Origin of the sequence: Streptomyces sp. NPDC006197 (assembly GCF_040613865.1) — a bacterium.
Classification (GTDB): domain Bacteria; phylum Actinomycetota; class Actinomycetes; order Streptomycetales; family Streptomycetaceae; genus Streptomyces.
Genome location: NZ_JBEXSZ010000025.1, coordinates 1 through 25,786 on the forward strand (window position 1 = coordinate 1; position 25,786 = coordinate 25,786).

The window sequence follows — 25,786 nt, forward strand, 5'->3', positions numbered from 1 at the left end:
GGCGGGCGGTGACGACACCGCCCTCCCCGGCCCCTTCCGCACACACCCCGGCGGGACGATCAACCGCCGATCAGCCGCCGATCAGCAGCGCCTGGTCCAGTGCCTGCAGGAAACGGTTCGTCGTCACCCGGTCCCGGACCGCGAGCCGCAGCCAGTTCCGGTCGAGCCCCGGGAACGTGTCGCCCCGGCGGGCCGCGAACCCCAGCGACCGCAGCCGCTCCCGTACCGCGTCCGCCCCGTCGATCCGCAGCAGTACGAAGGGGCCCTCCGCCCCCGCCACCGTCCGCACCTCGTCGAACTCCGCGAGACCGGCCAGCAGATGGGCCCGCTCCACCCCGATCCGGTGCGCCGCGTGCTCCGCCTCCGCGAGCGCCGCCCGCGTCATGCACGCCTCCGCCGCCACCAGGGCGGGCGTCGACACCGGCCACAGCGGCTGCGTCCGCTCCAGGGCCGCGATCGTCTCCGGCTCGGCCAGCACGTACCCGATCCGCAGTCCGGCGAGCCCCCAGGTCTTGGTGAGGCTCCGCAGCACCACGAGCCCCGGCACGTCCGTCCGCCCGGCCAGCGACTCCCGCTCGCCCGGCACCGCGTCCATGAACGCCTCGTCGACCACCAGGGTCCGGCCCGGACGGGCGAGCGCGGCGATCGAGGCGGCCGGGTGCAGCACGGAGGTCGGGTTCGTGGGGTTCCCGATCACCACCAGGTCCGCGTCCTCCGGAACCGCCGCCGGATCCAGCCGGAAGCCGTCCTCCTCGCGCAGCAGCACCCGGTCCACCTCGTGCCCGGCGTCCCGCAGCGCCGCCTCCGGCTCGGTGAACTGGGGGTGCACCACCACCGGCCGCCGCACCGGCAGGGCCCGTGCGAGCAGCACGAACGCCTCCGCCGCGCCGGCCGTCAGGAGCACCCGATTCGACGGCAGGTCGTGCCGCTCGGCGACCGCGGCCCGCGCGGCCCGGCCGTCCGGGTAGGCCGCGAGACCGGTCAGCGAGTCGGCGATCCGCTTCCGCAGCCAGTCCGGCGGGGTGTTCGTCCGGACGTTGACCGCCAGGTCGATGAGTTTCTCGTCCCGGACCTCGGCGTCACCGTGGTGGCGCAGGTCGTGGGCGTCGGTGTGCGTGTGCGTGTCCATGGCCGCCGTCGTGTGGGGGGTGGGGATGGTGGGGGGTGAGCCAGGCTCGCCAGCGATGTACCCGTGCGTCAAGGGCAACAACCGTGCGACGGACGTCACTTCGTTCGGACGAACCGGTACGAAAGCGGCGATTGCGCAGGTCGCGCGCCGGGATTTCCGCTTCGGGACGACCAACACGGGCCCGCCCCGGCCGACGAACGGCACCTCGGGCCCCGCCCGGCCCCCCGCCTCCGCACCTGCGGCCGTCGCCGCACCGGCGCCCGCGCCCGCCTCCGCAGGCCCGTCCGCGCCCGCCTCCGCAGGCGCGTCCGCTCCCGCCTCCGCAGGGCCGTCCGCTCCCCTCTCCGCAGGCGCGCCCGGTGCCCTCCGGCCGGCCGCTCCCGCCGCGAGCAGCGCCGCCGCCTCCGCCACGGAGGCCGTGCCCGTCGCGGCCAGCGGCAGCGCCGAAGGATGCGGTACGGGGACGGCCGCCAGCTCCCGGGCCGAGAAGCCCCGCACCGGCACCCCCAGGGCCGCCGCGGCCGCCACGATGCCCGGCTCGGCGGCCCGCGCGTCCAGGGTGCCGAGCGACCGCACGCACCCGGCCGGGAGCCCCGCCTCCCGCAGGACCTCCCCGATCAGCGCCAGCAGCTCGTCCACGGTCGTCCCCGACCGGGCCCCGACGCCGAGGTGCGCGCCGGGCACCCCATCCGATAGCAAAGGCCCATGGCAGTAGTCGTCGCGCTCGGCGCGTTCCTCATGACGCTCTTCGGCGGCTGGGTCGCCGGGCGCGTCACCGACCGCCGCCACCTCGTCCTCGGCCTCGCCGGCGGACTCATGCTCGGCGTCGTCGGACTCGACCTCCTGCCGGAGGCCCTGGAGGCCGCGGGGAAGAAGGTCTTCGGCGTCCGGGAGGCCCTGCTGCTCTTCGTCGGCGGCTTCCTCTTCGCGCACGTCGTCGAACGCCTCCTCGCCGTCAACCGCGCCGCGCACGGCGTCGGCGCCGACGAGAGGGTTCCCCAGGTCGGCCTCACGGCGGCCGCCGCGATGGTCCTCCACAGCCTCATGGACGGCATCGCACTTGGCGCCGCCTTCCAGGTCAGCGGCGGCATGGGCGCCACCGTCGCGCTCGCCGTCATCACCCACGACTTCGCCGACGGCTTCAACACGTACACGATCACGAGCCTCTACGGGAACGCCCGCCGCAAAGCCCTCGCCATGCTCGTCGCGGACGCCGTCGCCCCGCTCGCCGGCGCCGGCCTCGCCACCCTGTTCACCCTTCCGGAGGAACTGCTCGGCTGCTATCTCGGCTTCTTCGGCGGCGCCCTGCTCTACCTCGCCGCGGCCGAGATCCTGCCGGAGGCCCACCACGAACACCCCGCCCGCTCCACCGTGCTGTGCACGGTGGCGGGCGTGGCCTTCATCTGGTTCGTGGTGGGCGTCTCCGGCGGCTGAGTTCACGCGCAGTGCTCCACGAACCGCGCGGCGACCTCCGGGGCCCCCGCCCAGTGGGTGTGCACGTAGCTGGCGTGCACACCGCCCCGCACGAAGCCCTCCACCCGCCGCTCGGGCTGCCGCAGCCCCCAGGCCGCCAGCGGCCCGGCACCCGGCTCGATGACGGTGCGGTGGAACTCATGCCCCCGCATCCGCGTCCCGGCCGGCGCGAGGACGCTGTCGCTCACGGCGACGGCGTCCCGGTAGCCGAGCGTGAGCCGCTCCGACATCCGCGCGTCGGCGTCGAGCACCCCGCACATGGGCGTGCCGTCGAGCGACCGCGCCAGGTACAGCAGCCCGGCGCACTCGGCGGCGACCGGCGCGCCGGCTGCCGCCAGCTCGGCCACGGCCTTGCGGAGGGGCTCGTTGGCGGACAGCTCGGCCCCGTACATCTCGGGGAAGCCGCCCCCTACGACGAGCCCGCGGGTCCCCTCGGGGAGGGCCTCGTCCCGGAGCGGGTCGAACGTGACGACTTCGGCACCGGCCGCCCGCAGCAGCTCCGTGTGCTCGGCGTACGAGAACGTGAACGCCGCCCCGCCGGCGACGGCGACGACCGGCTTTCGGCCGGGCTCGTGGGCCGTCCGCGGGCCGGTGGCCGGGTTGTGCCCACCCGTTCCGCCCTGCGGAACGCCTGCCCACAACCCGTGGGCGTCCCACGGCTCCGCGCTCAACGGCGGCGCCGACCGCGCCAGCGCCAGCAGCGCCTCCATGTCGCACCCGGCGAGAACCTGCTCCGCCTGCGCCGCCACCGCCTCCACGGCAGCCGCCTGCCGCTCGGCGACCGGCACGAGCCCCAGGTGCCGCGACGGCGTGGCGACAGCCGGGGCCCGCCGCAGCACGCCGAGCACCGGCACCCCCGACTCCCCGAGCGCCTCCCGCAGCAGATGCTCGTGCCGGTCCGTCGCGACCTTGTTGAGGATCACGCCCCCGATCCGCACCTCCGGGTCCCAGGACGCGAACCCGTGCACGAGCGCCGCCACCGACCGCGACTGCGAGGACGCGTCGACGACGAGGACCACCGGCGCCTTGAGCAGCTTCGCGACCTGCGCGGTGGACGCCAGCTCGCCCTGGTCGGCGGCGCCGTCGTACAGGCCCATGACCCCCTCGACCACGGCCAGGTCGCAGCCGCGCGCCCCGTGCAGGAAGAGCGGCGCGATCAGCCCCGTACCGCACATGTACGCGTCGAGGTTGCGGCCCGGGCGGCCGGTCGCGAGCGCGTGGTAGCCCGGGTCGATGTAGTCGGGACCGACCTTGTGCGGGGAGACGGCCAGACCACGGCCGGCGAACGCGGCCATCAGGCCGGTCGCGACCGTGGTCTTGCCCGCGCCGGACGACGGCGCGGCGATGACGAGACGTGCTACCACTCGATGCCCCGCTGGCCCTTCTGACCCGCGTCCATCGGGTGCTTCACCTTCGACATGTCGGTCACCAGGTCGGCGAAGTCCTGGAGCTCCTGCGGCGCGTTGCGGCCGGTGATGACGACGTGCTGCTGCCCGGGACGGTCGCGCAGCACCTCGACGACCTCCTTGACGTCGATCCAGCCCCAGTGCAGCAGGTAGGCGAACTCGTCGAGGACGTAGAACTTGTACTTCTCCTCGGCGAGGTCACGCTTGACCTGCTCCCAGCCCTCGCGGGCCTTCTCCTCGTGGGACTGCTCGCCCTCGGCGACCTCGCGCTGGATCCAGGACCAGCCCTCGCCCATCTTGTTCCAGGTGACCGTGCCGCCCTTGCCGGTCTCGCCGAGCGCCTTGAGGGCGTTCTCCTCGCCGACCTTCCACTTGGCGGACTTGACGAACTGGAACACCCCGATCGGCCAGCCCTGGTTCCAGGCGCGCAGCGCCATGCCGAACGCGGCGGTCGACTTCCCCTTGCCGACGCCGGTGTGCACCATCACCAGTGTCCGGTTGCGGCGCTGACGGGTGGTGAGACCGTCGTCGGGCACGACGGTCGGCTGTCCCTGCGGCATTAAGCGGCCCTCCTGGTGGCGTTGTCTGCTTGTACGTCTCTGACGAGGCCGGCGATCGAGTCGGCGCGCAGCTCGTCCAAGGTCACGGCGGTGCCGCCGAGTTCGCGCGCCAGGGTGCCCGCGAGCCCGAGCCGCACCGGCCCGGTCTCGCAGTCCACGACCACCGACGCCGTGCCCTCGGCCGCGTGCAGCCGCGCCGCGCGGGCCGCGAGCGCCACCGGGTCGGCGCCCCCGCCGGTCGCCCGCCCGTCGGTCACGACGACGAGCAGCGGGCGGCGCGAGGGGTCCCGCAGCCGTTCGACCCGCAGCACGTCATGGGCCTTGAGCAGCCCGGCGGACAGCGGGGTGCGGCCTCCGGTCGGAAGCTTCTCGAGCCGGGCGGCGGCCGCGTCCACGGACGAGGTCGGCGGCAGCGCGACCTCGGCGTCTCGCCCCCGGAAGGTGACGAGGCCGACCTTGTCGCGCCGCTGGTAGGCGTCGAGCAGCAGCGAGAGCACGGCGCCCTTCACGGCGCTCATCCGCTGCCGCGCCGCCATGGAGCCGGAGGCGTCCACGGCGAACAGCACCAGGTTCCCCTCGCGCCCCTCCCGGGTCGCCTGCCGCAGGTCGTCCCCGCGGACCACGAGGCCGGGGCCGGACCGGCCGCGCGCCCGCTGGTGCGGGGCGGCGGCCCGGACGGTCGCCGCCAGGTGCAGCTTGGTCAGCGCGCCCCGGGGCCGGGTCGAGCCGGTGGTGCGGCCGTGCTCGGTGCGGGCCCGGGAACGACGCCCGGCCGCGCCCTCGCCGAGACCGGGCACGCTCAGCACCTTCGTACGGAAGGGCTCGCCGGCCTTGACGGCTCCCCGCTCACCGGCGCCGGCGCCCTGCGGGGCGGGCGCGGGTGCGCTCTCCGGGGTCTCGGCGGACTCGGGCGCGGGTGCGCTCTCCGGGGTCTCGGCCGACTCGGGCGCGGGACCGTCGGGCCCCTCGCCCTGCGGCGGAACGCCCCCGCCGTCGGGACCGCCACCACCGGGGCCGCCGTCACCCGGACCGTCCGGCTCCGGCTCCGGATCCTCGTCGTCCCCCTTGAACCGCTCCAGGGTCTCGTCGAGCTTGTCCTCGTCGAGACCGGGCGCGTCGAAGGGCGAGCGCCGCCGCCGGTGGGGGAGGGCCAGGAGCGCGGCCTGCCGCACGTCCTCCGAGGTGACCCCGGTCCGTCCGGCCCAGGCGGCGAGCGCGGTCGCGGTGCGGGCCATCACGATGTCGGCGCGCATGCCGTCCACCTCGAACGCCGCGCAGGTCGCGGCGATCTGGAGCAGCACCGCGTCGCCGAGCTCCACCCGGGGCAGCAACTCCCGGGCGGCGACGATCCGTTCGCGCAGGGCCGCCTCCTCGCCGGCCCAGCGGGCGGCGAAGGCGGCCGGGTCGTCCTCGAACGCGAGACGCCGCCGGACGACCTCGACCCGCTGCTCCGGGTCCCGCGACGCGGCGACCTCCACGGTGAGCCCGAACCGGTCGAGCAGCTGCGGCCGCAGCTCGCCCTCCTCGGGGTTCATGGTCCCGACGAGCAGGAAACGCGCGGCGTGCCGCACGGAGACGCCCTCGCGCTCGACGTGCGAGGCGCCCATGGCGGCGGCGTCGAGGAGGTGGTCGATGAGGTGGTCGCTCAGCAGGTTGACCTCGTCGACGTAGAGGATCCCCCGGTGCGCGGCGGCGAGCAGTCCCGGCTCGAAGGCCTTCACGCCCTCGGCGAGCGCCTTCTCGATGTCGAGCGCGCCGACGAGCCGGTCCTCGGAGGCGCCGACGGGCAGCTCCACCATCCGGGCGGGACGGGAGGTGCCGGGCGCGTTGCCGTGCGGACCGTCCGGGCAGCCCGGGTCGGGCGAGGCCGGGTCGCAGCTGAACCGGCAGCCGGCGACCACCGGGACCTCGGGCAGCAGCTCGGCGAGCGCGCGCACGGCGGTCGACTTGGCGGTCCCCTTCTCACCCCGGACGAGCACACCGCCCACGGCCGGGCTGACGGCGTTCAGCAGCAGCGCGAGCCGCAGATCGTCCATGCCGACGACGGCGGTGAACGGATAGCGGGTGCTCATCGGGGGTTCGCTCCTTCGGTGGGTACGGATGCCTGGACCGGGCGGGCGTTCACGGCGCCCCCGGAGGCACGAACGGCAGCCCCTCCGGGGCGCCCTCCTCGATCAGCCGCAGCAGCGCGTCCGTGTCCGCGTGCTCCTCGACCAGGTCGCCGAGCCGGTCGAGCTGTTCCTCCCGCAGCGCGCCGAACGACGTGTCCGGGGCCGGCACGAACCGTCGCCCGGCCGCCGCCGCGACCTCCCGCAGGAACGCCCGCCGGAAGCCGTCGCTCTCCAGCGAGCCGTGCCAGTGGGTGCCCCACACGGAGCCGACCCGGCACCCGTCGAGGAACGGTTCCCCACCCTCCACGGAGGCCACCCCGTGGTGGATCTCGTACCCCTCGACCCGCTCGCCGAGCGCCTCGCCGACCGGCCGGGCGAGGGTCTTCTCGACCCCGAACCGGACCCGTACGGGCAGCAGCCCGAGCCCGTCGACCACGCCGGCCTTCGACTCGACCTCGTCCTCGATGCGCTCGCCGAGGGCCTGGAAGCCGCCGCAGATGCCCAGCACGGGCCGGCCCTCGGCCGCGCGCCGGACGAGGGCGTCGGCGAGCCCCCGCTCGCGCAGCCACGCCAGCGCCTTCACCGTGCCCCGGGTGCCCGGGACGACGACGAGGTCCGCGTCGACGAGCTCCTCGGGCCGGTCCACGAACCGGACGACGACGCCCGGCTCGGCGGCCAGGGCGTCGACGTCCGTGAAGTTGGACATCAGCGGCACGGCGCACACGGCGACCCGCAGCACGTCCTCGCCGAGCGGCGGCGCGACGACCGACTCGCGGACGGTGCCCCGCAGCGAGACCCGCAGGCCGTCCTCCTCGTCGATCCCGAGCCCGTGCGCGTACGGCAGGACGCCGAAGGTCCGGCGGCCGGTGAGCCCGTGCAGCATGTCGAGGCCCGGTTCGAGCAGGCTCACGTCGCCCCGGAACTTGTTCACCAGGTATCCGGCGACGAGTGACTGGTCCTCCGGCGAGAGCAGCGCCGTCGTCCCGAAGAACTGGGCGAAGACCCCGCCCCGGTCGATGTCCCCGACGACGACCACGGGGAGCTTCGCGGCCCGCGCGATGCCCATGTTCACGATGTCCGTGCGCCGCAGGTTGATCTCGGCCGGACTGCCCGCCCCCTCGCAGATCACGGCGTCATACGTGCCCCGCAGTTCCTCCAGGCACGCCAGGACCGGCTCGAAGAGTTCCTTCTGCCGCCCGCCGTGGTAGCCCCGGGCGCTGAGCTCGCCGACCGGCTTGCCCATGAGGACGACCTGACTGGAGCGGTCGCTGCCGGGCTTGAGCAGCACCGGGTTCATGAGCGCGGTCGGCTCCACCCGCGCGGCCTGCGCCTGCATGGCCTGCGCCCGGCCGATCTCGGCGCCCTCCCGGGTGACGAAGGAGTTCAGGGACATGTTCTGTCCCTTGAACGGCGCGACCTTGACGCCCTGCCGGACCAGCCAGCGGCAGATGCCGGCCGTGACGACGCTCTTGCCCGCGTCGGACGTGGTCCCGGCGACGAGCAGCCCCCCACCCCTCATGCGTTCCTCCGCTTCAGCGCGCTCGCGATCATGCGGCCGCCCACGCAGGCGGCCAGGGTCAGTCCGGTGATCCGGCGGGACAGCCGGACCGCGCGGTCGATGTCGGCGACCTCGACGGGCCGCCCCTCCGCGTTGAGGACGGGCCGGTGCTCGACCCGCCCGGCGTACGAGAGGGTCCCCCCGAGCCGCACGCCGAGGGCGCCCGCGAAGGAGGCCTCGACCGGTCCCGCGTTCGGGCTCGGGTGCTTCGCGGCGTCCGCCCGCCAGGCCCGTACGGCTCCGCGCGGGTCTCCGCCGGCGACGGTCGCGAGCGCGGCGGTCAGCCGGGCCCCGGGCCAGCCGGCCAGGTCGTCGAGGCGGGCCGAGGCCCAGCCGTACCGGCGGTACCGGGGCGACTTGTGGCCGACCATCGCGTCGAGGGTGTTGACGGCCCGGAAGCCGACCAGCCCCGGCACGCCCGCGACGGCTCCCCAGAAGAGGGCGCCGACCACGGCGTCGGAGGTGTTCTCGGCGACGGACTCGACGACCGCGCGGGCCATCGCGGGACCGTCGAGGGACTGCGGGTCGCGTCCGCACAGGTGCGGCAGCCGTTCCCGGGCCACCTCCAGGTCCCCGGCGGCGAGGGCACCGCCGATCGCGCGGGCCTCGCGCCCCAGGGTCGTACCGCCGACGACGGCCCAGACGGCCGCCGCGGTGAGCGCGACGGATCCGGCGCGGCTGCCCCGTGCCGTACGGGCGGCGAGGGCGCCGGCCGCGACGGTGGCGCCGGCGCAGACGGCGGTGTGCAGGGCGCCCCAGCCGCGGTGGTCGCGCCACAGGGCCCGCTCGACGCGGCCCGCCGCGCGTCCGAAGGCGGCGACGGGGTGTCCGCGGCGGGGGTCGCCGACGAGCAGATCGACGGCGAGGCCCAGGGCCGCGCCGTACGCGAAGACACCGGTGGCTGGGGAGACGCTGCGGCCGAGGCCGGGCATGGCGCTCTGTCCTCACTCAGGGTCCGCGCCCTGGATCGACGTGACCGGCGGCGAGAGTTCCTGACTCCCGGACCCGTGGGATCCGGTCACAGTGGCGGGACCGCGCCGGATTCGCACCGGACTTCCTCTACTGCCGCCGTAATGGCCTCGGCAGTCCACCACGGGCCGAGAACAGCCGTCAACTCACCCTTGACCTGCACCGCGTCACTGTGCGAAGCACCACAAACACGACGGCCGAGCGGCCCGCATCCGAGGATGCGGGCCGCCCGGCCGAGGTGACGGGAGCGTCAGGCGACGATCAGGTAGATGCCGTACGCCACGGCCGCCAGGCACAGGCCGAAAGCGGCGTAGGCGCCGGTGCGGGCCAGGGTGGCGGAGCCTCCCTGCGCGGCGGCCCGCTCCTGCTTGGAGAGGCCGATGACACCGAGGGTGAAGAGGCCCACGAGGGCGACGGTCGCCCCGAGGCTGACTCCGAAGACGGAGCCGAGGGCTGCCCAGTCGATCTTCATGCTTGGTTCCAGTTCCTTAGACCGCGGCGGGGGCCGGGGGAGCGGCCGGGTCCGTGGGGACCGGCGCGGGGATGGTGGTCTTCAGGTCCTCGTCCGCGACGGCGGCGACGGAGCCGGCCGGCGGCGGGGTGACGGCCGCGATCGCGGTGGTCACGACGCCCGCGGGCTCGGTCTCGGCGTCGGTCTCGACGTCGTTGACGTTGGTGTGGTCGACCACCTGGCGGCGGGAGACGAGCCAGATGCCGAGGCAGGAGGCGATCAGGAAGGCCGCGACGACGTAGACGCCCCAGTCGCCCTGGCGGGCGACGTACTCGGCACCCGCGCCGACCAGGCCGGCGGCCGGCAGGGTCAGGCCCCAGGCGACGAACATGCGGGTGGCGGTCGACCAGCGGACGACACCGCCCTTGCGGCCGAGGCCCGCGCCCATGACGCCACCCGAGACGACGTGGGTGGTGGAGAGCGAGAAGCCGAGGTGGGAGGAGGCCAGGATGGTCGTGGCCGCGCTGGTCTGGGCGGCGAAGCCCTGCTGCGGCTGGAGGTCCGTGAGGCCCTTGCCCATGGTGCGGATGATGCGCCAGCCGCCGAGGTAGGTGCCGAGCGCGATCGCCAGACCGGCGGAGACGATGACCCAGACGGGCGGGTTGGAGCCGGGGGCGAGGGCGCCGCCGGCGACCAGGGCGAGGGTGATGATGCCCATCGTCTTCTGGGCGTCGTTGGTGCCGTGGGCGAGGGAGACGAGACCGGCGGAGGCGATCTGGCCGGCCCGGTAGCCCTTGGCCGTGTCCTTCTCGTCGGTCCTGGCGCCGATCTTGTACGTCAGCTTCGTGGCCAGCATCGAGGCGATGCCCGCGACGATCGGCGCGGCGACGGCCGGGATGAGGACCTTGGTGACGACGACCTCGCCGTTGACACCGCTGACGCCGATCGAGGCGACGGTCGCGCCGATGAGGCCGCCCATCAGGGCGTGGGAGGAGCTGGAGGGCAGTCCGACCAGCCAGGTCACCAGGTTCCAGAGGATCGCGCCGACGAGCGCGGCGAGGATCACTTCGGGCTGGATGCCTTCTTCGTTGACCAGTCCCTTGGAGATCGTCTTGGCGACCTCCACGGACAGGAACGCGCCGACGAGGTTCAGCACGGCGGACATGGCCACCGCCGTCTTGGGCTTGAGTGCACCGGTCGAGATGGTCGTGGCCATCGCGTTGGCGGTGTCGTGGAAACCGTTCGTGAAATCGAACACGAGAGCTGTCACGACCACAATGGCGAGCAGCAGCGTGATGTGTTCCATTTACCCAGGCAATCGTTTGACGTCAGTGGCTCGTCGAACGTAAGCAACCTGGGTGAACGGAAGATGAACTGGGGCGGGCGGCGTGGTGTCCCTATCCGGTGTCAAGAGGTTCCGCTTCCCGCCCCGGAGGGCGCGGCGTCCACGATGCGGTCACCGCGCAACCCGGGTGATCCCGCCCTTCCCGGGGCACGTGCGACCTGCCCCGCTTCCTCCCCCGGCACCCGGTTCCACCCCCTGGACAGGACCATCCGGCCGGGGGACCCCCTGGAGGAGACCCACGTCACTCCCCGGGGCGACCCCTCCGGCCCGCCGCGGTCCACCCCGGGCGGCCCTCCGGTCCCGCCGCGATCCGCTCCAGGTGGACCCCCGGTCCCGCCGCGATCCGCCCCAGGTGACCCCCCGGTCCCGCCGCGATCCGCCCCAGGTGACCCCCCGGTCCCGCCGCGGTCCACCCCGGCCGGGTCCGTCCGGTGGCAGCTCCACCCCGCCCTGCCGAGACTGGGAGCGTGCGCCCGGCTACAGCGACGGCAGCGGCCGTCACCACCCTGATCGGTGTCGGCGCGGCCGCGATCGCGGCCGGCCGGTACGCCAGCGACGTCGCCCTCAAGGCGCCGTCCGGACGACCACTGCCCGGAGATCCCGGACTCACCGTGCACGCCACGGGGCCCGAACGGATCACCCTCACCCGCAGCCTCGCCTCGCTGCGCCCCGGCACGTACGGCATGGACGCCCCCGGCCTGCACGCCGTCCTCGGCCCCGTCCTCGACCGGGTCCCGCACACCGCCGACACCGTCGTCCGCCGCCTGGAACGGGTCGAGCTCGGCGTCCTCGGGCCCGGCGCCCGCGTCCGGCTCACCCCCCAGCTCCACCGCGGCACCCCGACCAGTGCCCTCGGCCTCGTCCACGAGGACGTCGAGATCCCCGGCGAGCTCGGCCCCCTGCCCGCCTGGCTCGTGCCCGGCCACCGCTCCACCTGGGTGATCGCCCTGCACGGCCTCGGCACCACCCGCGAGCACCCGCTGAACCTCGTCCCCTTCTACGACCGCCGCAAGATCCCCGTCCTCGTCCCCGCCTACCGGGGCGACGAAGGGGCGCCCCGCACCCCGGACGGCCTCGCCCACCTCGGCGACTCCGAGTGGCGGGACGTCGACGCCGCCATCCGCTACGCCGTCCGCCGGGGGGCCCGGAAGGTCGTCCTGCACGGCTGGGGGACCGGCGCCACGATGGCCCTGCGCGCCGCCGCCGAATCGGGCGTGCGCGACCGGATCGGCGGCCTCGTCCTCGACTCCCCGGTCCTCGACTGGGAGGCCACCCTCCGCAACCTCGCGGCGGCCCGCCACGTCCCGGGACCCCTGCTCCCGCTCGCCGTCCGCGCCGCCCAGGGCAGGACGGGCGCGCACGGCGACCTCCTCCGGACCGTCTCCGAGCCGGACGCCCTGCGCGCCCCGGCCCTCCTCTTCCACGGCCCCGACGACACCCTCGCCCCCTGGGAACCCTCCGTCGAACTCGCCGCCCGCCTGCCCGGCCTGGTCAGCCTGCGGACCGTGAAGCAGGCCCCGCACGCCGCGATGTGGAACGCCGACCCGGTCCGCTACGAGGAGTCCCTGCGCCGCTTCCTCACCCCGCTGCTCTGACGGCACTTCTGATTCCGATTGGGCTTTCGGGCCGTCAGCGGGAAGACTGCCCCCGTGACGTCTCGAAAGCCCGATGAACCATTGGCGCGCAACTCCAGACTCCGACTCGTCCGCCCGCGGGCGCTGGCCACCGCCCGACGGGCCGTGACGACCCGGCGCACCCGGCCGGCGCCGCGGCCGCCCGAGGGCACTCCGCCCCGCGCGGAGCTCGCCCGCCAGGCCCGGCACGTCCTCGCCGACGCCGTACGGATCGCCCGCTGGGCCGCCGTCGAGCACGGGGCCGAGGCGGCACCCCGCACCGGCCCCGGCGCCGGCCCCGCCCAGGAACGGGCCGCGGCCGCACTGGACCTGACGCCCGGCCAGATCCGGGCCGGCTGGGACCGCGCCCGGCTCGCCGGGCTCGTCGAGCTGCACGGCGACACCGCCCGCCCCGGCTGGCGGCTGCACGCCTGGGACCGCGACGACTCCGCCGTCCTGCGCGGCTGGGTCGCCCTCTTCGACGCCTGGTCGCTCGTGCACCCCGCCCCCGAGGGGGTCGCCCCGAGCGCCGTCGCCGAGGTCGTCGAGGCCGTCCCGCAGGTGCTCTCGCTGCTCCAGCTCTCCCAGGGCCCGGTCCTCGTCCCCGCCCTCCTCGACCTCCTCGGCCAGCGCGTCGAGGAACTCCGCGGGGAGCGCTGCGAGGTCCCCGCGGCCGAGCAGGCGCCCGAGACGGCGGACGCCCCCGCCGTCCCCGCCCTCGATGGTCTGCCCGCCCTCCTCGACTGGGCCCTGGAGGGCCTGGCCGCGGTCGGCGCGCTCACCCTGGACCCCGGCACCGACGAGCGCCACGCCACCCTGACCCCGCTCGGCAACTGGGCGGTCTGGGTCAAGCTGGAGCAGATCTGCGTCGCCGCGCAGAGCCCCGCGGGCAACATCGAGCAGTCCGCCGAGGACATGCTCCGCGGCTGCGCCCGGCTCACCCCGGGCCCGGCCCGCGACGAGTACCGCGCCTGGCTCGCGGCCCGCACCCTGTCCAGCGCCGTGAGCGAACTCCTCGCCGTCGCCCGCGGTGAGGACGCCCTCCTGCGCGGCCTCGCCTTCGAGGCGCTCCGCGTCGTCGGGGCGCCCGCCGAGGCCGAGGTGCGGGCCACCGTCGCCGAGCCCTCGCTCCGCCCGTACGCGCTGCTCTGGCTGGCCGAGTACGAGGGGGCCGACCCCGACGAGGCCCAGGAGGTGCTGACCCGCGAGGAGTCGACCTGGCTCTGGGTCGACACCGCGGCGGCCGTCGCCGACCACGGCGAGAGCGAACTGCTCGTCCGCCACCTCGACTCCGCCGTGCAGGGCACCGTCCCGGCGCTGCTCGACGAGGTCCGCGCCGTCGGCCACCCCCGCACGGTCCAGGTCCTGGTCGCCCTGGCGGCCGCCCACCCGGACCCGGCCCTGGCCAAGGCGGTCCGCCGGGCCGCCTTCCAGGTCCACACCGGCGGAGCCTGACCTTCAGGGGGCGCTCACCCCACCGCGCCGGGGGCGTACGTACCGAAGCTCCACACGTTGCCCTCGGCGTCCCGGGCCGTGTAGTCCCGCGCGCCGTACTCCTGGTCCGTCGGCGGCAGCACGATCTCGATGCCCTGCGCCACCGCCCGGGCGTGGTGCTCGTCGACGTCGTCCACGCGCACGTACACCGCGGTGGGCCCGCCGTCGCCCATCAGCTTGTCGAAGCCGGTGCCGCTGCCCTTGCTGCCCAGCATCACCATGCCGTTCCCGCAGGCGAGCTCGGCGTGCATCACACGGCCGTCCTCGCCCTCGTACACGGCGTGCTCGGTGAAGCCGAAGCCCTCCGTGAGCTGTTTGATCGCGGCCTTCGCGTCCTCGTACCGCAGCGCCGGACAGATGTCGGGGGTCCCAGCCATCCCGATCACTCCCTCTCGATGTGACCTGGATCTCAGTCTGGCAGCCGCCACCGACAACTCAGCGGAAGGTGTCGCACCGGGCCATGTCGCCGGCCCGGTAGCCCTCGTGGAACCACTGCTGCCGCTGCGCCGCCGAGCCGTGCGTCCAGCTCTCCGGCGTCACCCGCCCCTGGAACCTCTCCTGGATCCGGTCGTCGCCCACGGCCGCCGCCGCGTCCAGGCCGTCCCGGACGTCCTCGTCGGTGAGCCGGGTGAGCAGCGGCCGGCCCGTCTTCTCGTCGGGGGTGGTCGTCGCGTGCCGCGCCCAGACCCCGGCGTAGCAGTCGGCCTGGAGCTCGACCCGTACGGCGTTGGAGTTCGCACCGGTCCGCCCGTCCTGGGCGCGGCCGAGGGTCCCCATCAGGTTCTGGACGTGGTGGCCGTACTCGTGCGCCACCACGTACGCCTGGGCGAAGGGCCCGCCGGTCGAGCCGAAGTCGGTCCGCAGCTCGTCGAAGAAGCCCAGGTCCAGATAGACCCGCCGGTCGCCGGGGCAGTAGAAGGGCCCCACCGCCGAGGTCGCCGGGCCGCACGCGGTGCCGACCCGCTCGGTGAACATCACGGTGGCGGCGTTCCCGTAGGTGCCGCCCCGGCGCGCGTACTCGCTCCGCCAGTAGTCCTGCACGCTGTTGACGACGGCGACGATCCGGCAGTCCTGGCGCGTGTTGGCGTCCGAGCCCTTCTTGCAGCTCTGGTTCACCCGGTCCGCGGACGAGGAGCTCGCGACCGGCTCGTCACCGCCGGAGGAGAGCCCGAGCTGGTCCGGCCCCACGCCGAAGAGCACGCCCAGGACCAGGGCGACGAGGCCGACGATCCCGCCGCCGACGGTCGCCCTGCCGCCCGGGATGCGGCTGCCGCGGACGTCCCGCACCTCCGAGGTGTCCAGGTCGGCGTCGTCGTCGAACTGCACGGTCCACCACCCTCCGCGTCGCTGCCGCGGCGGTGGCCGCCGCCCTGCGCCGAGTATCGGATGATCTCGCCTCACTCGCCCCTTTTCCGGCGCATTGGCGGAAATGTGAGAAAGATCCGAGTCTGCCTGCCGCACCCGTATGGCCGAAAACCAGTTGCAGGCGCCCGTTAGACTGGCCGCATGGCCATTCTCCTTTGGGTGCATTAGCGGCGTCGAAGCCCTCCACCCCGTCCTTCCGCCGTATCCCCACCGCCCTGGAGTCTGTCCGTGATCACCGCTTCCTGCATCGAGCTGCGCGCCGGCGCCCGAGTCCTCATCGAGTCCGCTTCCTTCCGCGTCGCCAAGGGCGACCGCATCGGCCTCGTCGGCCGCAACGGAGCGGGCAAGACCACTCTCACCAAGTGCCTCGCCGGCGAGGGCCAGCCGGCCGCCGGCGCCATCACCCGCTCCGGCGAGGTGGGCTACCTCCCGCAGGACCCGCGCACCGGCGACCTCGACGTCCTGGCCCGCGACCGCATCCTCTCCGCCCGCGGCCTCGACACCCTCCTCAAGAAGATGCGGGCGAACGAGGAGCGCATCGCCACCGGCTCCGGCGCCACCCGCGACAAGGCGCTGCGGCAGTACGAGCGCCAGGAGACCGAGTTCCTGACCAAGGGCGGGTACGCGGCCGAGGCCGAGGCCTCCACCATCGCCGCCGCCCTCGGCCTGCCCGACCGGGTCATGGGCCAGCCGCTGCACACCCTCTCCGGTGGTCAGCGCCGCCGCGTCGAGCTCGCCCGGATCCTCTTCTCCGACGCCGACACCCTGCTCCTCGACGAGCCCACGAACCACCTCGACGCCGACTCCATCATCTGGCTGCGCGACTACCTGAAGACCTACCGCGGCGGCTTCATCGTCATCTCCCACGACGTCGACCTCGTCGAGACCGTGGTGAACAAGGTCTTCTACCTGGACGCCAACCGGTCCACGATCGACGTCTACAACATGGGCTGGAAGCTCTACCAGCAGCAGCGCGAGGCCGACGAGAAGCGCCGCAAGCGCGAGCGCCAGAACGCCGAGAAGAAGGCCGCCGCGCTCAACTCGCAGGCCGACAAGATGCGCGCCAAGGCGACCAAGACCGTCGCCGCGCAGAACATGGCCAAGCGCGCCGAGCGGCTGCTCTCCGGCCTGGAGGCGGTGCGGGTCTCCGACAAGGTCGCCAAGCTCCGCTTCCCCGAGCCGGCGCCCTGCGGCAAGACCCCGCTGACGGCCGAGGGACTCTCCAAGTCCTACGGCTCGCTGGAGATCTTCACCGATGTGAGCCTCGCGATCGACAAGGGCTCGCGCGTCGTCATCCTCGGCCTCAACGGCGCGGGCAAGACGACCCTGCTGCGTCTCCTCGGCGGCGTCGAGAAGCCCGACACCGGCGAGGTCACCCCGGGCCACGGCCTGAAGCTCGGCTACTACGCCCAGGAGCACGAGACGCTCGACCCCGAGCGGACCGTCCTGGAGAACATGCGCTCGGCCGCGCCCGACCTCGACCTCGTCGACGTGCGCAAGACGCTCGGCTCCTTCCTCTTCTCCGGCGACGACGTCGACAAGCCGGCCGGTGTCCTCTCCGGCGGCGAGAAGACCCGGCTCGCGCTCGCGACCCTCGTCGTCTCCTCGGCGAACGTGCTGCTCCTCGACGAGCCCACCAACAACCTGGACCCGGCCAGCCGCGAGGAGATCCTCGGCGCGCTGCGCACGTACAAGGGCGCCGTCGTCCTCGTCACCCACGACGAGGGCGCCGTGGAGGCGCTCGACCCGGAGCGGATCATCCTGCTCCCGGACGGCGTCGAGGACCTGTGGGGTGCGGACTACGCGGACCTGGTGGCCCTCGCCTGACCCTCCGAGGGGCGTCCCGGGGCCTCGTCCGGCCCCGGATGATCATCCCGGGCTGGATCATTCGGCTCATGGGTGATCCGTCATCTGAGTGAGGATCTCTCGTACATCCCGGCGCGGTGCTCTGCCGAATCCTTCCGGCAGACCCGCGCCGTACGTGTGTTCCCCTTGCCGCGCTGACCTGGCACTTCCCGTACCGACCGGTTCGAAGGCGCGTTTCCGGCCCTGCGGAATATTGGCTTCCGTTCGTGATGACGGCGTACTCGTCCACAAACCCGGCGGCACGGACCTTGTCGAATGGGTGGCCAGGACGGACGGGAGGGGTGATCATGAGAAGTCCAGAGCGCACTTCCCATGAGGAGGCACGGGTGGCCGAGACTCTGAAGAAGGGCAGCCGGGTGACCGGCGCCGCGCGCGACAAGCTCGCGGCAGACCTGAAGAAGAAGTACGACTCCGGTGCGAGCATCCGGGCGCTGGCCGAGGAAACCGGCCGCTCCTACGGATTCGTCCACCGGATGCTGAGCGAGTCCGGAGTCACGCTGCGCGGACGCGGCGGAGCGACACGGGGCAAGAAGGCGGCCTCGGCCTGACATCGGGGCGGCTCGACCGGCCCGCCGGGACCTCCCGGTGGGCACCCGGTCGGCCCTGCGGTCGGCCAGGTGGTTACTGTGCAGTCACTTAGCATGTCGCATGCAGTGCTGCACCGGAACCGGAGGCGCCCCCATGACTACGCTCGACGACTCTGAGCTCGTGTTCGACAAGGACGGTGTACGGCTCACCGTCGAGGACGCCGTTGCCACGGTGACCCTGACCAATCCGGCGAAGCGCAACGCCCAGTCTCCCGCTCTGTGGCGGGCGTTGACGGAAGCCGGCCGGTCGTTGCCCGGCAGCGTGCGGGTCGTCGTCCTGCGCGGCGAGGGCAAGTCCTTCTCCGCTGGACTCGACCGGCAGGCGTTCACGCCCGAGGGCTTCGACGGCGAGCCGTCCTTCCTCGACCTCGCGCGCGGTTCCGACGAGGACCTCGACGCGGTCATCGCCGAGTACCAGGAGGCGTTCACCTGGTGGCGCCGCAGCGACCTCGTGTCGATCGCGGCCGTCCAGGGCCACGCCATCGGTGCGGGCTTCCAGCTCGCCCTCGCCTGCGACCTGCGGGTCGTCGCCGAGGACGTGCAGTTCGCCATGCGCGAGACCAGCCTGGGCCTCGTCCCGGACCTGACCGGGACGCACCCGCTCGTCTCCCTCGTCGGCTACGCCCGCGCGCTGGAGATCTGCGCCACCGGCCGCTTCGTGCACGCGGAGGAGGCCGAGCGCATCGGTCTCGCCAACCTGTCCGTGCCCGCCGACGAGCTCGACGCGGCCGTACGGGACCTCAGCGCCGCCCTGCTCGCGGCGCCCCGCGACGCGGTCAACGAGACCAAGGCGCTGCTCCAGGGCGTCTCCGGCCGCTCCTACGAGGAGCAGCGCACCGCCGAGCGCGCCGCCCAGGCCCGCCGCCTGCGCGATCTGGCGGGCCTCGGCGACTGACGCACGCGCGCGTGAAGGGCGGCTGACGCGCGCGCCCGAAGTGACGCACGCGCGCGTCCGGCGTAGTACGCGCGCCTTGAGTGCAAGCACCCGCGCCCGCGCCCGTTCAGCGCAGCTCCGACACCAGTACCGTGACCGCGGTCGCCCCACCGGCGGCCGTGGTCGCGGCGTTCCGGGCGGCGCGGGCCACGTCCAGCGGGCGGTGGCCGGCCGTCACGGCCAGCTCCACCCGCATCCCCTCCGGGCCCCGGTGCACCGGCGGCCCCCAGGCGTCCGTCACGCCCGCCACGCCCTCGACCCGCAGGACCGCCAGGGCCACCGGATCGTCCGTCGCCGGGGCCGGCCGCCCGGGCGGGGGAGTGTCCGGGCCCGCCTCCGGCTCGATGTCGAGCAACTCCGTCACCCGTAGGTCCACGGCCGTCACGAGCAGCCCGAGCCCGTCCCGCGCCGCCCCGAGCAGGGCCGCCCGCAACTCCTCGGCCAGCTCCGGCAGCGGCCGGCCCGCGACCGCCCCGAAGTCCGCGGTGATCCGCAGCAGCCCCGGCCCGAGCGCGCCCGGCGGCACCGGAAACGGCTCGGCCCCCGCCGCCCCCTCGTTCTCGGCCTCCAGGTCGGGTCCGACCCGGAGCCTGCCCGGCACCACCCCCCGCACCTCCGCGGCGGCCGGGCGGAGGACACCCCGTACCGTCCGCTCGGTGATCCACGCGCCGTCCCCGGCCGTGCCGAGCGGCAGCAGCCTGCCCGGCGCGAGCCGCTCCCGTACCGCCGCCGTCCATCCCTCAGCCGTCGTCATTCCCCCAGCCTGCCGCATTCCTGGGGCGATTTGGGGCAAGCACCCTTAATGTGGGCGAGGAACCCCGAAATATGACAGAAGGGGCTAAATCTCATGACGGACACCACTCACTCCGGAGACCTCGCGACGGACGAGCCGCGCCGTACCTCCGTGACCAAGCGCGGGGGCGGCCTGGCGGGCGCCCGGGGCCGGACGACCATCGCCGACGGGGTGGTGGAGAAGATCGCCGGTCTCGCCGCGCGCGACGTCGACGGCGTCCACGCCATGGGCAGCGGTCTCTCCCGCACCTTCGGCGCCGTCCGCGACCGGGTCCCCGGCACGGGCAGCGGCAAGTCGAACGTCACCCGGGGCGTCAAGGCCGAGGTCGGCGAGGTGCAGACCGCGCTCGACCTGGAGATCGTCGTCGACTACGGCGTCTCCATCGCCGACGTCGCCAGTGACGTCAGGGAGAACGTCATCGCCGCCGTGGAGCGGATGACGGGTCTCGAAGTCGTCGAGGTCAACATCGCGGTCAGCGACGTGAAGTTGCCCGAGGACGAGGAAGAGGAGCCGGAGCCCCGGCTCCAGTAGGCGTCGGAACCCCGGCGACAGGGCCAGGAAAGGGACTCGGAATGAGCATGGCGATGGTCGGCCTGCTGGCCGGCATGGCTCTCGGATTCGCCGGATACTTCGGTGGCTTCGGGGCGTTTGTGCTGGTCGCGGCCCTCGGTGCGATCGGCTTCGTGGCCGGGCGGTTCCTCGACGGGGACCTCGAACCCGGCGATCTGTTCCGAGGACGCGAACGCGGCGACCGGCGGCGGTGAGCCGAGGTGGTGACGGACCTGGCAGACGATCCGGTACGGGACGGAGCGCGGGACCGGGGGGCGACCACCATCGCCGACCGCGTCGTCGCGAAGATCGCCGCCCAGGCGGCCAGGGAGGCCCTCGACGCCGTCCCCGAAGGGGGGTCGAAGCCGCACGCCTCGGTCGTCGTCCACCGGGAGACCGCCCGCGTCTCGGTGAGCCTCGACCTCGACTACCCCTCCGACGTCGGCCGCCAGTGCGGCGCCGTCCGGAGCCGGGTACGCACCCGCGTGGAGGAGCTCGTCGGTCTGGAGGTCCATGAGGTGGCCGTCCACGTCGAGCGCCTCCACTCCGCGCACACCCGCCACACCTCGCCGAGGGGCCGCCTCGCATGACCACCACCCCGGAAACGGACCCCACGGCGAGCACGGGCCTTCCGGCCGGATCCGCCGGCGGCGCGGCGGCCGTCCCGGCCGACGGCCCGGTGCCCCGCGCCCGCCGCTTCTGGGCCGTCCGCCGCATCCCCGCCGCCCTCCTCGCGGCCGTCGTCCTCGGCGCCGCCGGGCTGCTCCTCTACGACGTCGCGGCCGTACGGGCCGACCGCTCGGCGATGTCCTGGCGGCGCCGGCTGGCCCACGCCCTCGCGACCCGGCCGCTCGACGACGTGCTGATCGTCGCCGGCGCGTCCGTCGCCGTCCTGCTCGGCCTGTGGCTCCTCGTCCTGGCCCTCACCCCCGGGCTGCGCGACGTCCTGCCGATGCGCCGTGAGCACACCGACGTCCGGGCGGGACTCGACCGCGAGGCCGCCGCCCTCATCCTGCGGGACCGCGTGATGGAGGTCTCCGGGGTCCAGTCCGTCCGGGTGAGGGCCGGCCGGGCCAAGGTCGGCGTCCGGGCGGTCTCCCACTTCCGCGCCCTCGACGAGGTCCGCGCCGACGTGGAGAGGGTGCTCGCCGCCGGTGTCGACGAACTCGGCCTCGCCCGCCCGCCCGCGCTGGCGGTACGGGTGGCCCGGCCGTCGCGGAAGGAAGGGAAGGCCAAGTGACCCGCGTCCTCCGGCGCGTCAACCGCGTCCTGCTCGGTCTCGCCGGGCTGCTCCTCGTGGTCGTCGGCGGCGCGGTCCTCGCCGCCGCCGTCGACCTTCCCGTACCGTCCTGGTGGCCCTGGTCGGGCCCCTCCGACGTGCTGCTCTCCACCGCCGACCGGCAGCGCTGGCGGGACGAGAGCTGGTGGTGGCCGGCGGTCATCGCCGCCCTCGGACTCGTCGTCCTGCTGGCCCTGTGGTGGCTGCTCGTTCAGTTCCGGCGGGCCCGGCTCGCCGAGGTCCTCGTGGACACGGGCGACGGCGAGGAGGCGGTCCTGCGCGGCCGGGCCCTGGAGGGCGTCCTGGAGGCGGACGCCGCCTCGCAGGACGGCGTCGCCCGGGCCAAGGTCGCCCTCACGGGCCGCCGAAGCGCCCCCCGGACCCGGATCGCGCTCCTCCTGGAGCCGCACGCCTCCCCGGGCGGCACCCTGTCCGCCCTCAGCACCCGGGCCCTCGCCCACGCCCGTACGTCGACGGGACTGCCCGCACTGCCCACCGAGGCGCGGCTGCGCGCGGTGAAGCACCGCGCCCGCCGGGTCGCCTGAAGAACAGAACGACGCCTGAGGGCCAGAACGACGCCTGAAGGTCAGAATCCGGCGCGCGCCCCGCCGTCCACCGGCAGCATCAGCCCCGTCAGGTACGAGGCGGCCGGCGAGAGCAGGAAGGCCGCAGTGCGCCCGAACTCCTCCGGGGTGCCGTAGCGCCGCAGCGGGATCGTGAGCTCGTTCGCCGCGCGGGCCGCGTCCGCGTCGCCGGAGAGCGCGTCGAGGGAACGGACCCGGTCCGTGTCGATGCGGCTCGGCAGCAGACCGACGACCCGGATCCCGCGCGGGCCCAGGTCATTGGCGAGGGACTTGGCGAAGCCGGCCAGCCCCGGGCGCAGCCCGTTGGAGATGGTGAGGCCGGGGATCGGCTCGTGGACGGAGCCGGACAGGACGAAGCCGATGACCCCGCCCTCGGAGAGCGTCTCGGCGGCCGCGCGGGCCAGCCGCACCGCCCCCAGGAAGACCGCGTCGAAGGCGGCCGCCCACTCCTCGTCGGTGTTGTCCGCCGCGAAGCCGGGCGCCGGGCCGCCGACGCTGATCAGGATGCCGTCGAAGCCGCCGAAGCGGGCCCGCGCCTCGGCGATCAGCCGGGCCGGGGTCCCCGGGTCGGCGTTGTCGGCGGCGATCCCGGCCGCCCCCTCGCCCAGCTCGGCCACCGCGTCGGCGACCGTCTTCTCCTCGCGCCCGGTGACCAGCACCTTCGCGCCCTCGGCGAGCAGCGCCTCGGCCGAGGCCCGGCCGAGCCCCCGCGTCGCACCGGTCACCACGTACACACGGTCCTTCAGTCCAAGATCCATGCCCCTATCCTGCCGCGTCCTCGGCGGCCAGGGCGAGAGCCGTCCCCACCAGGCCGATGTGGCTGAAGGCCTGCGGGAAGTTCCCCAGCTGCCGTCCCGCCACCGGGTCGTACTCCTCCGCGAGGAGCCCCACGTCGTTGGTGAGCGTGAGGAGCCGCTCGAAGAGCTCGCGGGCCTCCTCGGTGCGCCCGGTCAGCCGCAGCGCGTCCGCCAGCCAGAACGAGCAGACGAGGAAGGTCCCCTCCTGCCCCGGGAGCCCGTCCAGGGCCGTCGAGTCGGGGCTGTACCGGCGCAGGAAGCCGCCGTGCATGAGCTCGTCCCGTACCGCGTCCACCGTCCCCACCACCCGGGGGTCGTCCGGCGGCAGGAAACCGACCTGGGGGATGAGGAGGGTGGCGGCGTCCAGCTCGGACGAGCCGTACGCCTGGGTGAAGGTGTTCCGCACGGGGTCGTACGCCCGCGCGCATACCTGGGCGTGGATCTCGTCCCGCATCGCCCGCCACCGTCCCGCGTCCCCCGGCAGCGTGGGGTCGGCCTCCAGGGTGCGGACCGCCCGGTCGGCGGCGACCCAGGCCATCACCTTCGAGTGGGTGAAGTGGCGGCGCGGCCCGCGGACCTCCCACAGGCCCTCGTCGGGCTCCCGCCAGGTGGACTCCAGGAAGCCGAGCAGGCTCAGCTGGAGGTTCCAGGCGTGCCGCTCCGCCGGGATCCCGGCCTCACGCGCGCGGTGGAGGGAGTCCATGACCTCGCCGTACACGTCCAGCTGGAACTGGTCCACCGCCGCGTTCCCGGTCCGGACCGGCGCCGAGTCGGCGTAGCCGCGCAGCCACGGCAGGCTGGTCTCCGGCAGCCGGCGCTCCCCGGCCGGCCCGTACATGATCTGCAGGTCGGCGGGGTCGCCCGCGACCGAGCGGAGCAGCCAGTCCCGCCAGGCGGCCGCCTCCTCCTCGTACCCGGCGGCGAGCAGCGCGCCGAGGGTGAGGGAGGAGTCGCGCAGCCAGCAGGCGCGGTAGTCCCAGTTCCGCACGCCGCCGAGCTCCTCCGGCAGGGAGGTGGTGGGGGCGGCCATGATCCCGCCGGTGGGGGCGTACGTGAGCGCCTTGAGGGTGATCAGGGACCGCAGCACCGACGGCCGGTACGGGCCCTCGTAGGTGCAGCGGGCCGTCCACTTCCGCCAGTCCTCCAGGCACTGCTCCAAGGCCTCGAAGGGGTCGACGAGGGCCGGGCGCGGCTCGTGCGAGGGGTGCCAGGTCAGGACGAAGGCCACCTTCTCGCCGGCGGCGACGGTGAAGGAGGACTGGGTGGAGAACTGCTGCCCCCAGGTCTTCACGTGCGGCTCGCTGCGCAGCCAGACCGAGTCCGGCCCGGCGATCGCGACCCGGTGGCCGTCGGCCCTGCGCACCCAGGGCACGATCGAGCCGTAGTCGAAGCGGAGCCGCAGCACGGAGGCCATCTCCACGCTGCCGCTGACGCCCTCCACGATCCGCATCAGGTCGGGGGACGCGTCCCGCTGCGGCATGAAGTCGACGACCTTGACGGTGCCCGTACGGGTCTCCCAGTAGGTCTCCAGGACGAGGGTGTCCTCGGCGTAGCGGCGGGTGGTGCAGCTCGTGGCGCCCTTGGGCGCGACGGTCCAGTGGCCGTTGTTCTCGTCGCCGAGGAGGGCGGCGAAGCAGGCGGCGGAGTCGAAGCGGGGCAGACACAGCCAGTCGACCGACCCGTCGCGGCCGACGAGCGCGGCGGTCTGGAGATCCCCGATGAGGGCGTAGTCGTCGATACGTTGCGTCACGCTTCGGCCTGTTCCCGGAAGCGGCGACGGTCAATCAGCGGGACGGACGGGCCCTACGCCTCCACCGTCTCCCGCTCCGGGGATCCGGGGACGTCGGCGGCGTCCCCGGCCTCCCGGTCGCGCTTCTCCCGGCGCACCAGGATCACCCAGCCGACGGGCACCCCGGCGGCGAAGAGCCACCACTGCACGGCGTACGCCATGTGGGGGCCGATCGACTCGTGGTCCGGCTCGGCGATCGTCTCGGGGGTGTCTCCGGCCGGCTCGGGCGCGGTCAGCTCCACGTAGCCGCCGAGCACCTCGCGGCCCATGAGCTCGGCCTGCTGCCGGCTGCTGATGAGCATGACCTGGCGGTCCGGCAGGCCCTTCAGGTCCTTGATGCCGCTGGCGCCCGTCGTCTCGTCCGCCTTGAGCCGGCCCGTGACGGTGACCTCGCCCCTGGGGGCGGGCGGCACCGGCGGGTAGGAGTGCTGGTCGGCGGCGGCCGGGACCCAGCCGCGGTTGACCAGGACGACCCGGCCGTCGCGGAGGACCAGCGGGGTCAGGACGTGCACGCCCACCTGGTCGTCGGAGGAGGTGCGGCGGCGGACGACCACCTCGTGGGCGGTGTCGAAGGTGCCGGTGGCGGTGACCCGCCGCCAGTAGTCGGCGCGCGGGACGGTGTGGCCGGGGGAGGTGAGCTCCTCGACCGGGAGCGGCTTCGCCTTGAGGTTGTCCGCGATCAGGGCGTTCTGGGCGACCCGGTGCTCATGCCGGTGGAACTGCCAGAATCCCAGCTGGATCATCGTGGGGATGAGGGCGAGGGCGCCGAGGGTGAGGATCACCCACTGCCGGGACAACAGGAAGCGGTACACCCCACGACCGTACAGCGGGGGCCGAGGGGTGCACGCACGGGGGGTTCGGGTCGGGTCGCCCGACCGCCCGGGATCGTTTCCTCACACCCTGTCGACGATGCCCACCTTTCCCTCCGCGCGGGCGCAGTGGCCGCCGCAGTACCAGCTGCCCTCGACCTCGACGCCCTGTCCGATGATCTGGACCCGGCAGTGCTCGCAGATGGGCGCCATGCGGTGGATGGCGCAGGCGAAGCAGTCGAAGACGTGCACCGCGCCCTGCGCGTGCACTTCGAAGGACATGCCGTAATCGTTTCCGCAGACCTCACAACGTGCCATGCGCCAC

26 protein-coding genes and 1 riboswitch are annotated in these 25,786 nt (G+C 74.2%); of the genes, 11 read left to right on the forward strand and 15 right to left on the reverse strand.

Annotated elements, in window-relative coordinates:
* Window positions 1-70 precede the first annotated feature (70 nt).
* Window positions 71-1,813, reverse strand: coding sequence for an Rv2231c family pyridoxal phosphate-dependent protein CobC (cobC, locus tag ABZ318_RS10805; protein ID WP_356902138.1), 1,743 nt, complete (start codon window positions 1,811-1,813; stop codon window positions 71-73).
* Between the two features lie 21 nt (window positions 1,814-1,834).
* On the opposite strand from cobC, the gene ABZ318_RS10810 reads away from it, so the two are divergent.
* Window positions 1,835-2,563, forward strand: coding sequence for a ZIP family metal transporter (locus ABZ318_RS10810; RefSeq protein WP_356902139.1), 729 nt, complete (start codon window positions 1,835-1,837; stop codon window positions 2,561-2,563).
* 2 nt (window positions 2,564-2,565) lie between these two features.
* On the opposite strand, the gene ABZ318_RS10815 is transcribed toward ABZ318_RS10810, so the two are convergent.
* From ABZ318_RS10815 to ABZ318_RS10845, 7 genes are all read right to left on the reverse strand, one after another.
* Window positions 2,566-3,966, reverse strand: coding sequence for a cobyrinate a,c-diamide synthase (locus ABZ318_RS10815; RefSeq protein WP_356902140.1), 1,401 nt, complete (start codon window positions 3,964-3,966; stop codon window positions 2,566-2,568).
* Entirely contained in the window at window positions 3,960-4,568 is a 609-nt protein-coding gene (gene cobO / locus ABZ318_RS10820) for a cob(I)yrinic acid a,c-diamide adenosyltransferase (protein ID WP_356902141.1), read from the reverse strand. Before cobO ends, ABZ318_RS10815 begins: the two co-directional genes overlap by 7 nt.
* Window positions 4,568-6,640, reverse strand: a complete 2,073-nt coding sequence (locus tag ABZ318_RS10825; RefSeq protein WP_356902142.1) for a putative cobaltochelatase — start codon at window positions 6,638-6,640, stop codon at window positions 4,568-4,570. The genes cobO and ABZ318_RS10825 overlap by 1 nt, the downstream gene beginning before the upstream one ends.
* Before the next feature lie 49 nt (window positions 6,641-6,689).
* A complete protein-coding gene (locus ABZ318_RS10830) occupies window positions 6,690-8,198 on the reverse strand; it encodes a cobyric acid synthase (RefSeq protein ID WP_356902143.1) in 1,509 nt (502 codons plus the stop codon).
* Entirely contained in the window at window positions 8,195-9,169 is a 975-nt protein-coding gene (locus ABZ318_RS10835; RefSeq protein WP_356902144.1) for a cobalamin biosynthesis protein, read from the reverse strand. Before ABZ318_RS10835 ends, ABZ318_RS10830 begins: the two co-directional genes overlap by 4 nt.
* Window positions 9,170-9,203: 34 nt before the next feature.
* A riboswitch (cobalamin riboswitch) is annotated at window positions 9,204-9,336 on the reverse strand.
* Between the two features lie 120 nt (window positions 9,337-9,456).
* Complete coding sequence (locus ABZ318_RS10840) at window positions 9,457-9,678, reverse strand: hypothetical protein (protein WP_356902145.1); 222 nt, start codon at window positions 9,676-9,678, stop codon at window positions 9,457-9,459.
* Between the two features lie 16 nt (window positions 9,679-9,694).
* Window positions 9,695-10,963: an inorganic phosphate transporter gene (locus tag ABZ318_RS10845; protein ID WP_356902146.1), complete on the reverse strand. Its 1,269-nt coding sequence runs from the start codon at window positions 10,961-10,963 to the stop codon at window positions 9,695-9,697.
* Between the two features lie 506 nt (window positions 10,964-11,469).
* Here ABZ318_RS10845 and ABZ318_RS10850 point away from each other — a divergent pair.
* Both ABZ318_RS10850 and ABZ318_RS10855 read left to right on the forward strand, forming a co-directional pair.
* The gene (locus tag ABZ318_RS10850; RefSeq protein WP_356902147.1) at window positions 11,470-12,597 is read left to right on the forward strand and encodes a hypothetical protein; all 1,128 of its coding nucleotides are present in this window, start codon (window positions 11,470-11,472) and stop codon (window positions 12,595-12,597) included.
* 144 nt (window positions 12,598-12,741) lie between these two features.
* Complete coding sequence (locus ABZ318_RS10855) at window positions 12,742-14,070, forward strand: hypothetical protein (RefSeq protein ID WP_356902148.1); 1,329 nt, start codon at window positions 12,742-12,744, stop codon at window positions 14,068-14,070.
* A 14-nt stretch (window positions 14,071-14,084) separates the two neighbouring features.
* Here the strand turns inward: ABZ318_RS10855 and ABZ318_RS10860 are convergent, their stop codons facing one another.
* Together ABZ318_RS10860 and ABZ318_RS10865 are read right to left on the reverse strand one after the other, a co-directional pair.
* The gene (locus tag ABZ318_RS10860) at window positions 14,085-14,486 is read right to left on the reverse strand and encodes a VOC family protein (protein WP_356902149.1); all 402 of its coding nucleotides are present in this window, start codon (window positions 14,484-14,486) and stop codon (window positions 14,085-14,087) included.
* Window positions 14,487-14,544: 58 nt separating this feature from the next.
* Entirely contained in the window at window positions 14,545-15,435 is an 891-nt protein-coding gene (locus ABZ318_RS10865) for a neutral zinc metallopeptidase (protein WP_356902150.1), read from the reverse strand.
* A gap of 267 nt (window positions 15,436-15,702) precedes the next feature.
* On the opposite strand from ABZ318_RS10865, the gene abc-f reads away from it, so the two are divergent.
* From abc-f to ABZ318_RS10880, 3 genes are all read left to right on the forward strand, one after another.
* Window positions 15,703-17,301, forward strand: a complete 1,599-nt coding sequence (gene abc-f, locus ABZ318_RS10870; RefSeq protein ID WP_356902151.1) for a ribosomal protection-like ABC-F family protein — start codon at window positions 15,703-15,705, stop codon at window positions 17,299-17,301.
* A 365-nt stretch (window positions 17,302-17,666) separates the two neighbouring features.
* Window positions 17,667-17,888 (forward strand): helix-turn-helix domain-containing protein, encoded by a 222-nt coding sequence (locus ABZ318_RS10875; protein ID WP_006123601.1) that lies wholly within the window; start codon window positions 17,667-17,669, stop codon window positions 17,886-17,888.
* Window positions 17,889-18,021: 133 nt separating this feature from the next.
* A complete protein-coding gene (locus ABZ318_RS10880) occupies window positions 18,022-18,822 on the forward strand; it encodes an enoyl-CoA hydratase/isomerase family protein (RefSeq protein ID WP_030691644.1) in 801 nt (266 codons plus the stop codon).
* Between the two features lie 106 nt (window positions 18,823-18,928).
* Here the strand turns inward: ABZ318_RS10880 and ABZ318_RS10885 are convergent, their stop codons facing one another.
* On the reverse strand, window positions 18,929-19,615 hold the full coding sequence (locus ABZ318_RS10885) for a hypothetical protein (RefSeq protein WP_356902152.1): 687 nt from the start codon (window positions 19,613-19,615) through the stop codon (window positions 18,929-18,931).
* A 93-nt stretch (window positions 19,616-19,708) separates the two neighbouring features.
* Between ABZ318_RS10885 and ABZ318_RS10890 the strand changes: the two genes are divergently transcribed.
* The 5 genes from ABZ318_RS10890 to amaP are packed head-to-tail and all read left to right on the forward strand — an operon-like array spanning window position 19,709 to window position 22,027.
* Window positions 19,709-20,185: an Asp23/Gls24 family envelope stress response protein gene (locus ABZ318_RS10890; protein ID WP_356902153.1), complete on the forward strand. Its 477-nt coding sequence runs from the start codon at window positions 19,709-19,711 to the stop codon at window positions 20,183-20,185.
* Window positions 20,186-20,226: 41 nt separating this feature from the next.
* Window positions 20,227-20,418, forward strand: a complete 192-nt coding sequence (locus ABZ318_RS10895; RefSeq protein ID WP_356902154.1) for a hypothetical protein — start codon at window positions 20,227-20,229, stop codon at window positions 20,416-20,418.
* Window positions 20,419-20,427: 9 nt separating this feature from the next.
* A complete protein-coding gene (locus ABZ318_RS10900; RefSeq protein ID WP_356902155.1) occupies window positions 20,428-20,793 on the forward strand; it encodes a hypothetical protein in 366 nt (121 codons plus the stop codon).
* Window positions 20,790-21,443, forward strand: a complete 654-nt coding sequence (locus tag ABZ318_RS10905) for a DUF6286 domain-containing protein (protein ID WP_356902156.1) — start codon at window positions 20,790-20,792, stop codon at window positions 21,441-21,443. Before ABZ318_RS10900 ends, ABZ318_RS10905 begins: the two co-directional genes overlap by 4 nt.
* Entirely contained in the window at window positions 21,440-22,027 is a 588-nt protein-coding gene (gene amaP / locus ABZ318_RS10910; RefSeq protein ID WP_356902157.1) for an alkaline shock response membrane anchor protein AmaP, read from the forward strand. Before ABZ318_RS10905 ends, amaP begins: the two co-directional genes overlap by 4 nt.
* A gap of 41 nt (window positions 22,028-22,068) precedes the next feature.
* On the opposite strand, the gene ABZ318_RS10915 is transcribed toward amaP, so the two are convergent.
* The 4 genes from ABZ318_RS10915 to ABZ318_RS10930 all read right to left on the reverse strand — a co-directional run bounded on the left by ABZ318_RS10915 (window position 22,069) and on the right by ABZ318_RS10930 (window position 25,779).
* A complete protein-coding gene (locus ABZ318_RS10915) occupies window positions 22,069-22,824 on the reverse strand; it encodes an SDR family oxidoreductase (RefSeq protein WP_356902158.1) in 756 nt (251 codons plus the stop codon).
* Window positions 22,825-22,828: 4 nt separating this feature from the next.
* The gene (locus ABZ318_RS10920) at window positions 22,829-24,613 is read right to left on the reverse strand and encodes a glycoside hydrolase family 15 protein (protein WP_356902159.1); all 1,785 of its coding nucleotides are present in this window, start codon (window positions 24,611-24,613) and stop codon (window positions 22,829-22,831) included.
* Window positions 24,614-24,666: 53 nt separating this feature from the next.
* Window positions 24,667-25,464 carry an SURF1 family protein gene (locus ABZ318_RS10925; protein WP_356902160.1) on the reverse strand — a complete coding sequence of 266 codons (798 nt, stop codon included), beginning with the start codon at window positions 25,462-25,464 and terminating at the stop codon, window positions 24,667-24,669.
* 81 nt (window positions 25,465-25,545) lie between these two features.
* Window positions 25,546-25,779, reverse strand: a complete 234-nt coding sequence (locus tag ABZ318_RS10930) for a hypothetical protein (protein ID WP_030691654.1) — start codon at window positions 25,777-25,779, stop codon at window positions 25,546-25,548.
* Window positions 25,780-25,786: the final 7 nt, after the last annotated feature.

Coding starts and splice junctions, on each gene's coding strand:
- ABZ318_RS10905 (WP_356902156.1), top strand. CDS start 20,790: ATGACCACCACCCCGGAAACGGACCCCACGGCGAGCACGGGCCTTCCG.
- ABZ318_RS10890 (WP_356902153.1), top strand. CDS start 19,709: ATGACGGACACCACTCACTCCGGAGACCTCGCGACGGACGAGCCGCGC.
- ABZ318_RS10930 (WP_030691654.1), bottom strand. CDS start 25,779: ATGGCACGTTGTGAGGTCTGCGGAAACGATTACGGCATGTCCTTCGAA.
- ABZ318_RS10885 (WP_356902152.1), bottom strand. CDS start 19,615: ATGACGACGGCTGAGGGATGGACGGCGGCGGTACGGGAGCGGCTCGCG.
- ABZ318_RS10835 (WP_356902144.1), bottom strand. CDS start 9,169: ATGCCCGGCCTCGGCCGCAGCGTCTCCCCAGCCACCGGTGTCTTCGCG.
- ABZ318_RS10860 (WP_356902149.1), bottom strand. CDS start 14,486: ATGGCTGGGACCCCCGACATCTGTCCGGCGCTGCGGTACGAGGACGCG.
- ABZ318_RS10845 (WP_356902146.1), bottom strand. CDS start 10,963: ATGGAACACATCACGCTGCTGCTCGCCATTGTGGTCGTGACAGCTCTC.
- ABZ318_RS10880 (WP_030691644.1), top strand. CDS start 18,022: ATGACTACGCTCGACGACTCTGAGCTCGTGTTCGACAAGGACGGTGTA.
- cobO (WP_356902141.1), bottom strand. CDS start 4,568: ATGCCGCAGGGACAGCCGACCGTCGTGCCCGACGACGGTCTCACCACC.
- ABZ318_RS10840 (WP_356902145.1), bottom strand. CDS start 9,678: ATGAAGATCGACTGGGCAGCCCTCGGCTCCGTCTTCGGAGTCAGCCTC.
- ABZ318_RS10825 (WP_356902142.1), bottom strand. CDS start 6,640: ATGAGCACCCGCTATCCGTTCACCGCCGTCGTCGGCATGGACGATCTG.
- ABZ318_RS10830 (WP_356902143.1), bottom strand. CDS start 8,198: ATGAGGGGTGGGGGGCTGCTCGTCGCCGGGACCACGTCCGACGCGGGC.
- ABZ318_RS10810 (WP_356902139.1), top strand. CDS start 1,835: ATGGCAGTAGTCGTCGCGCTCGGCGCGTTCCTCATGACGCTCTTCGGC.
- ABZ318_RS10895 (WP_356902154.1), top strand. CDS start 20,227: ATGAGCATGGCGATGGTCGGCCTGCTGGCCGGCATGGCTCTCGGATTC.
- ABZ318_RS10915 (WP_356902158.1), bottom strand. CDS start 22,824: ATGGATCTTGGACTGAAGGACCGTGTGTACGTGGTGACCGGTGCGACG.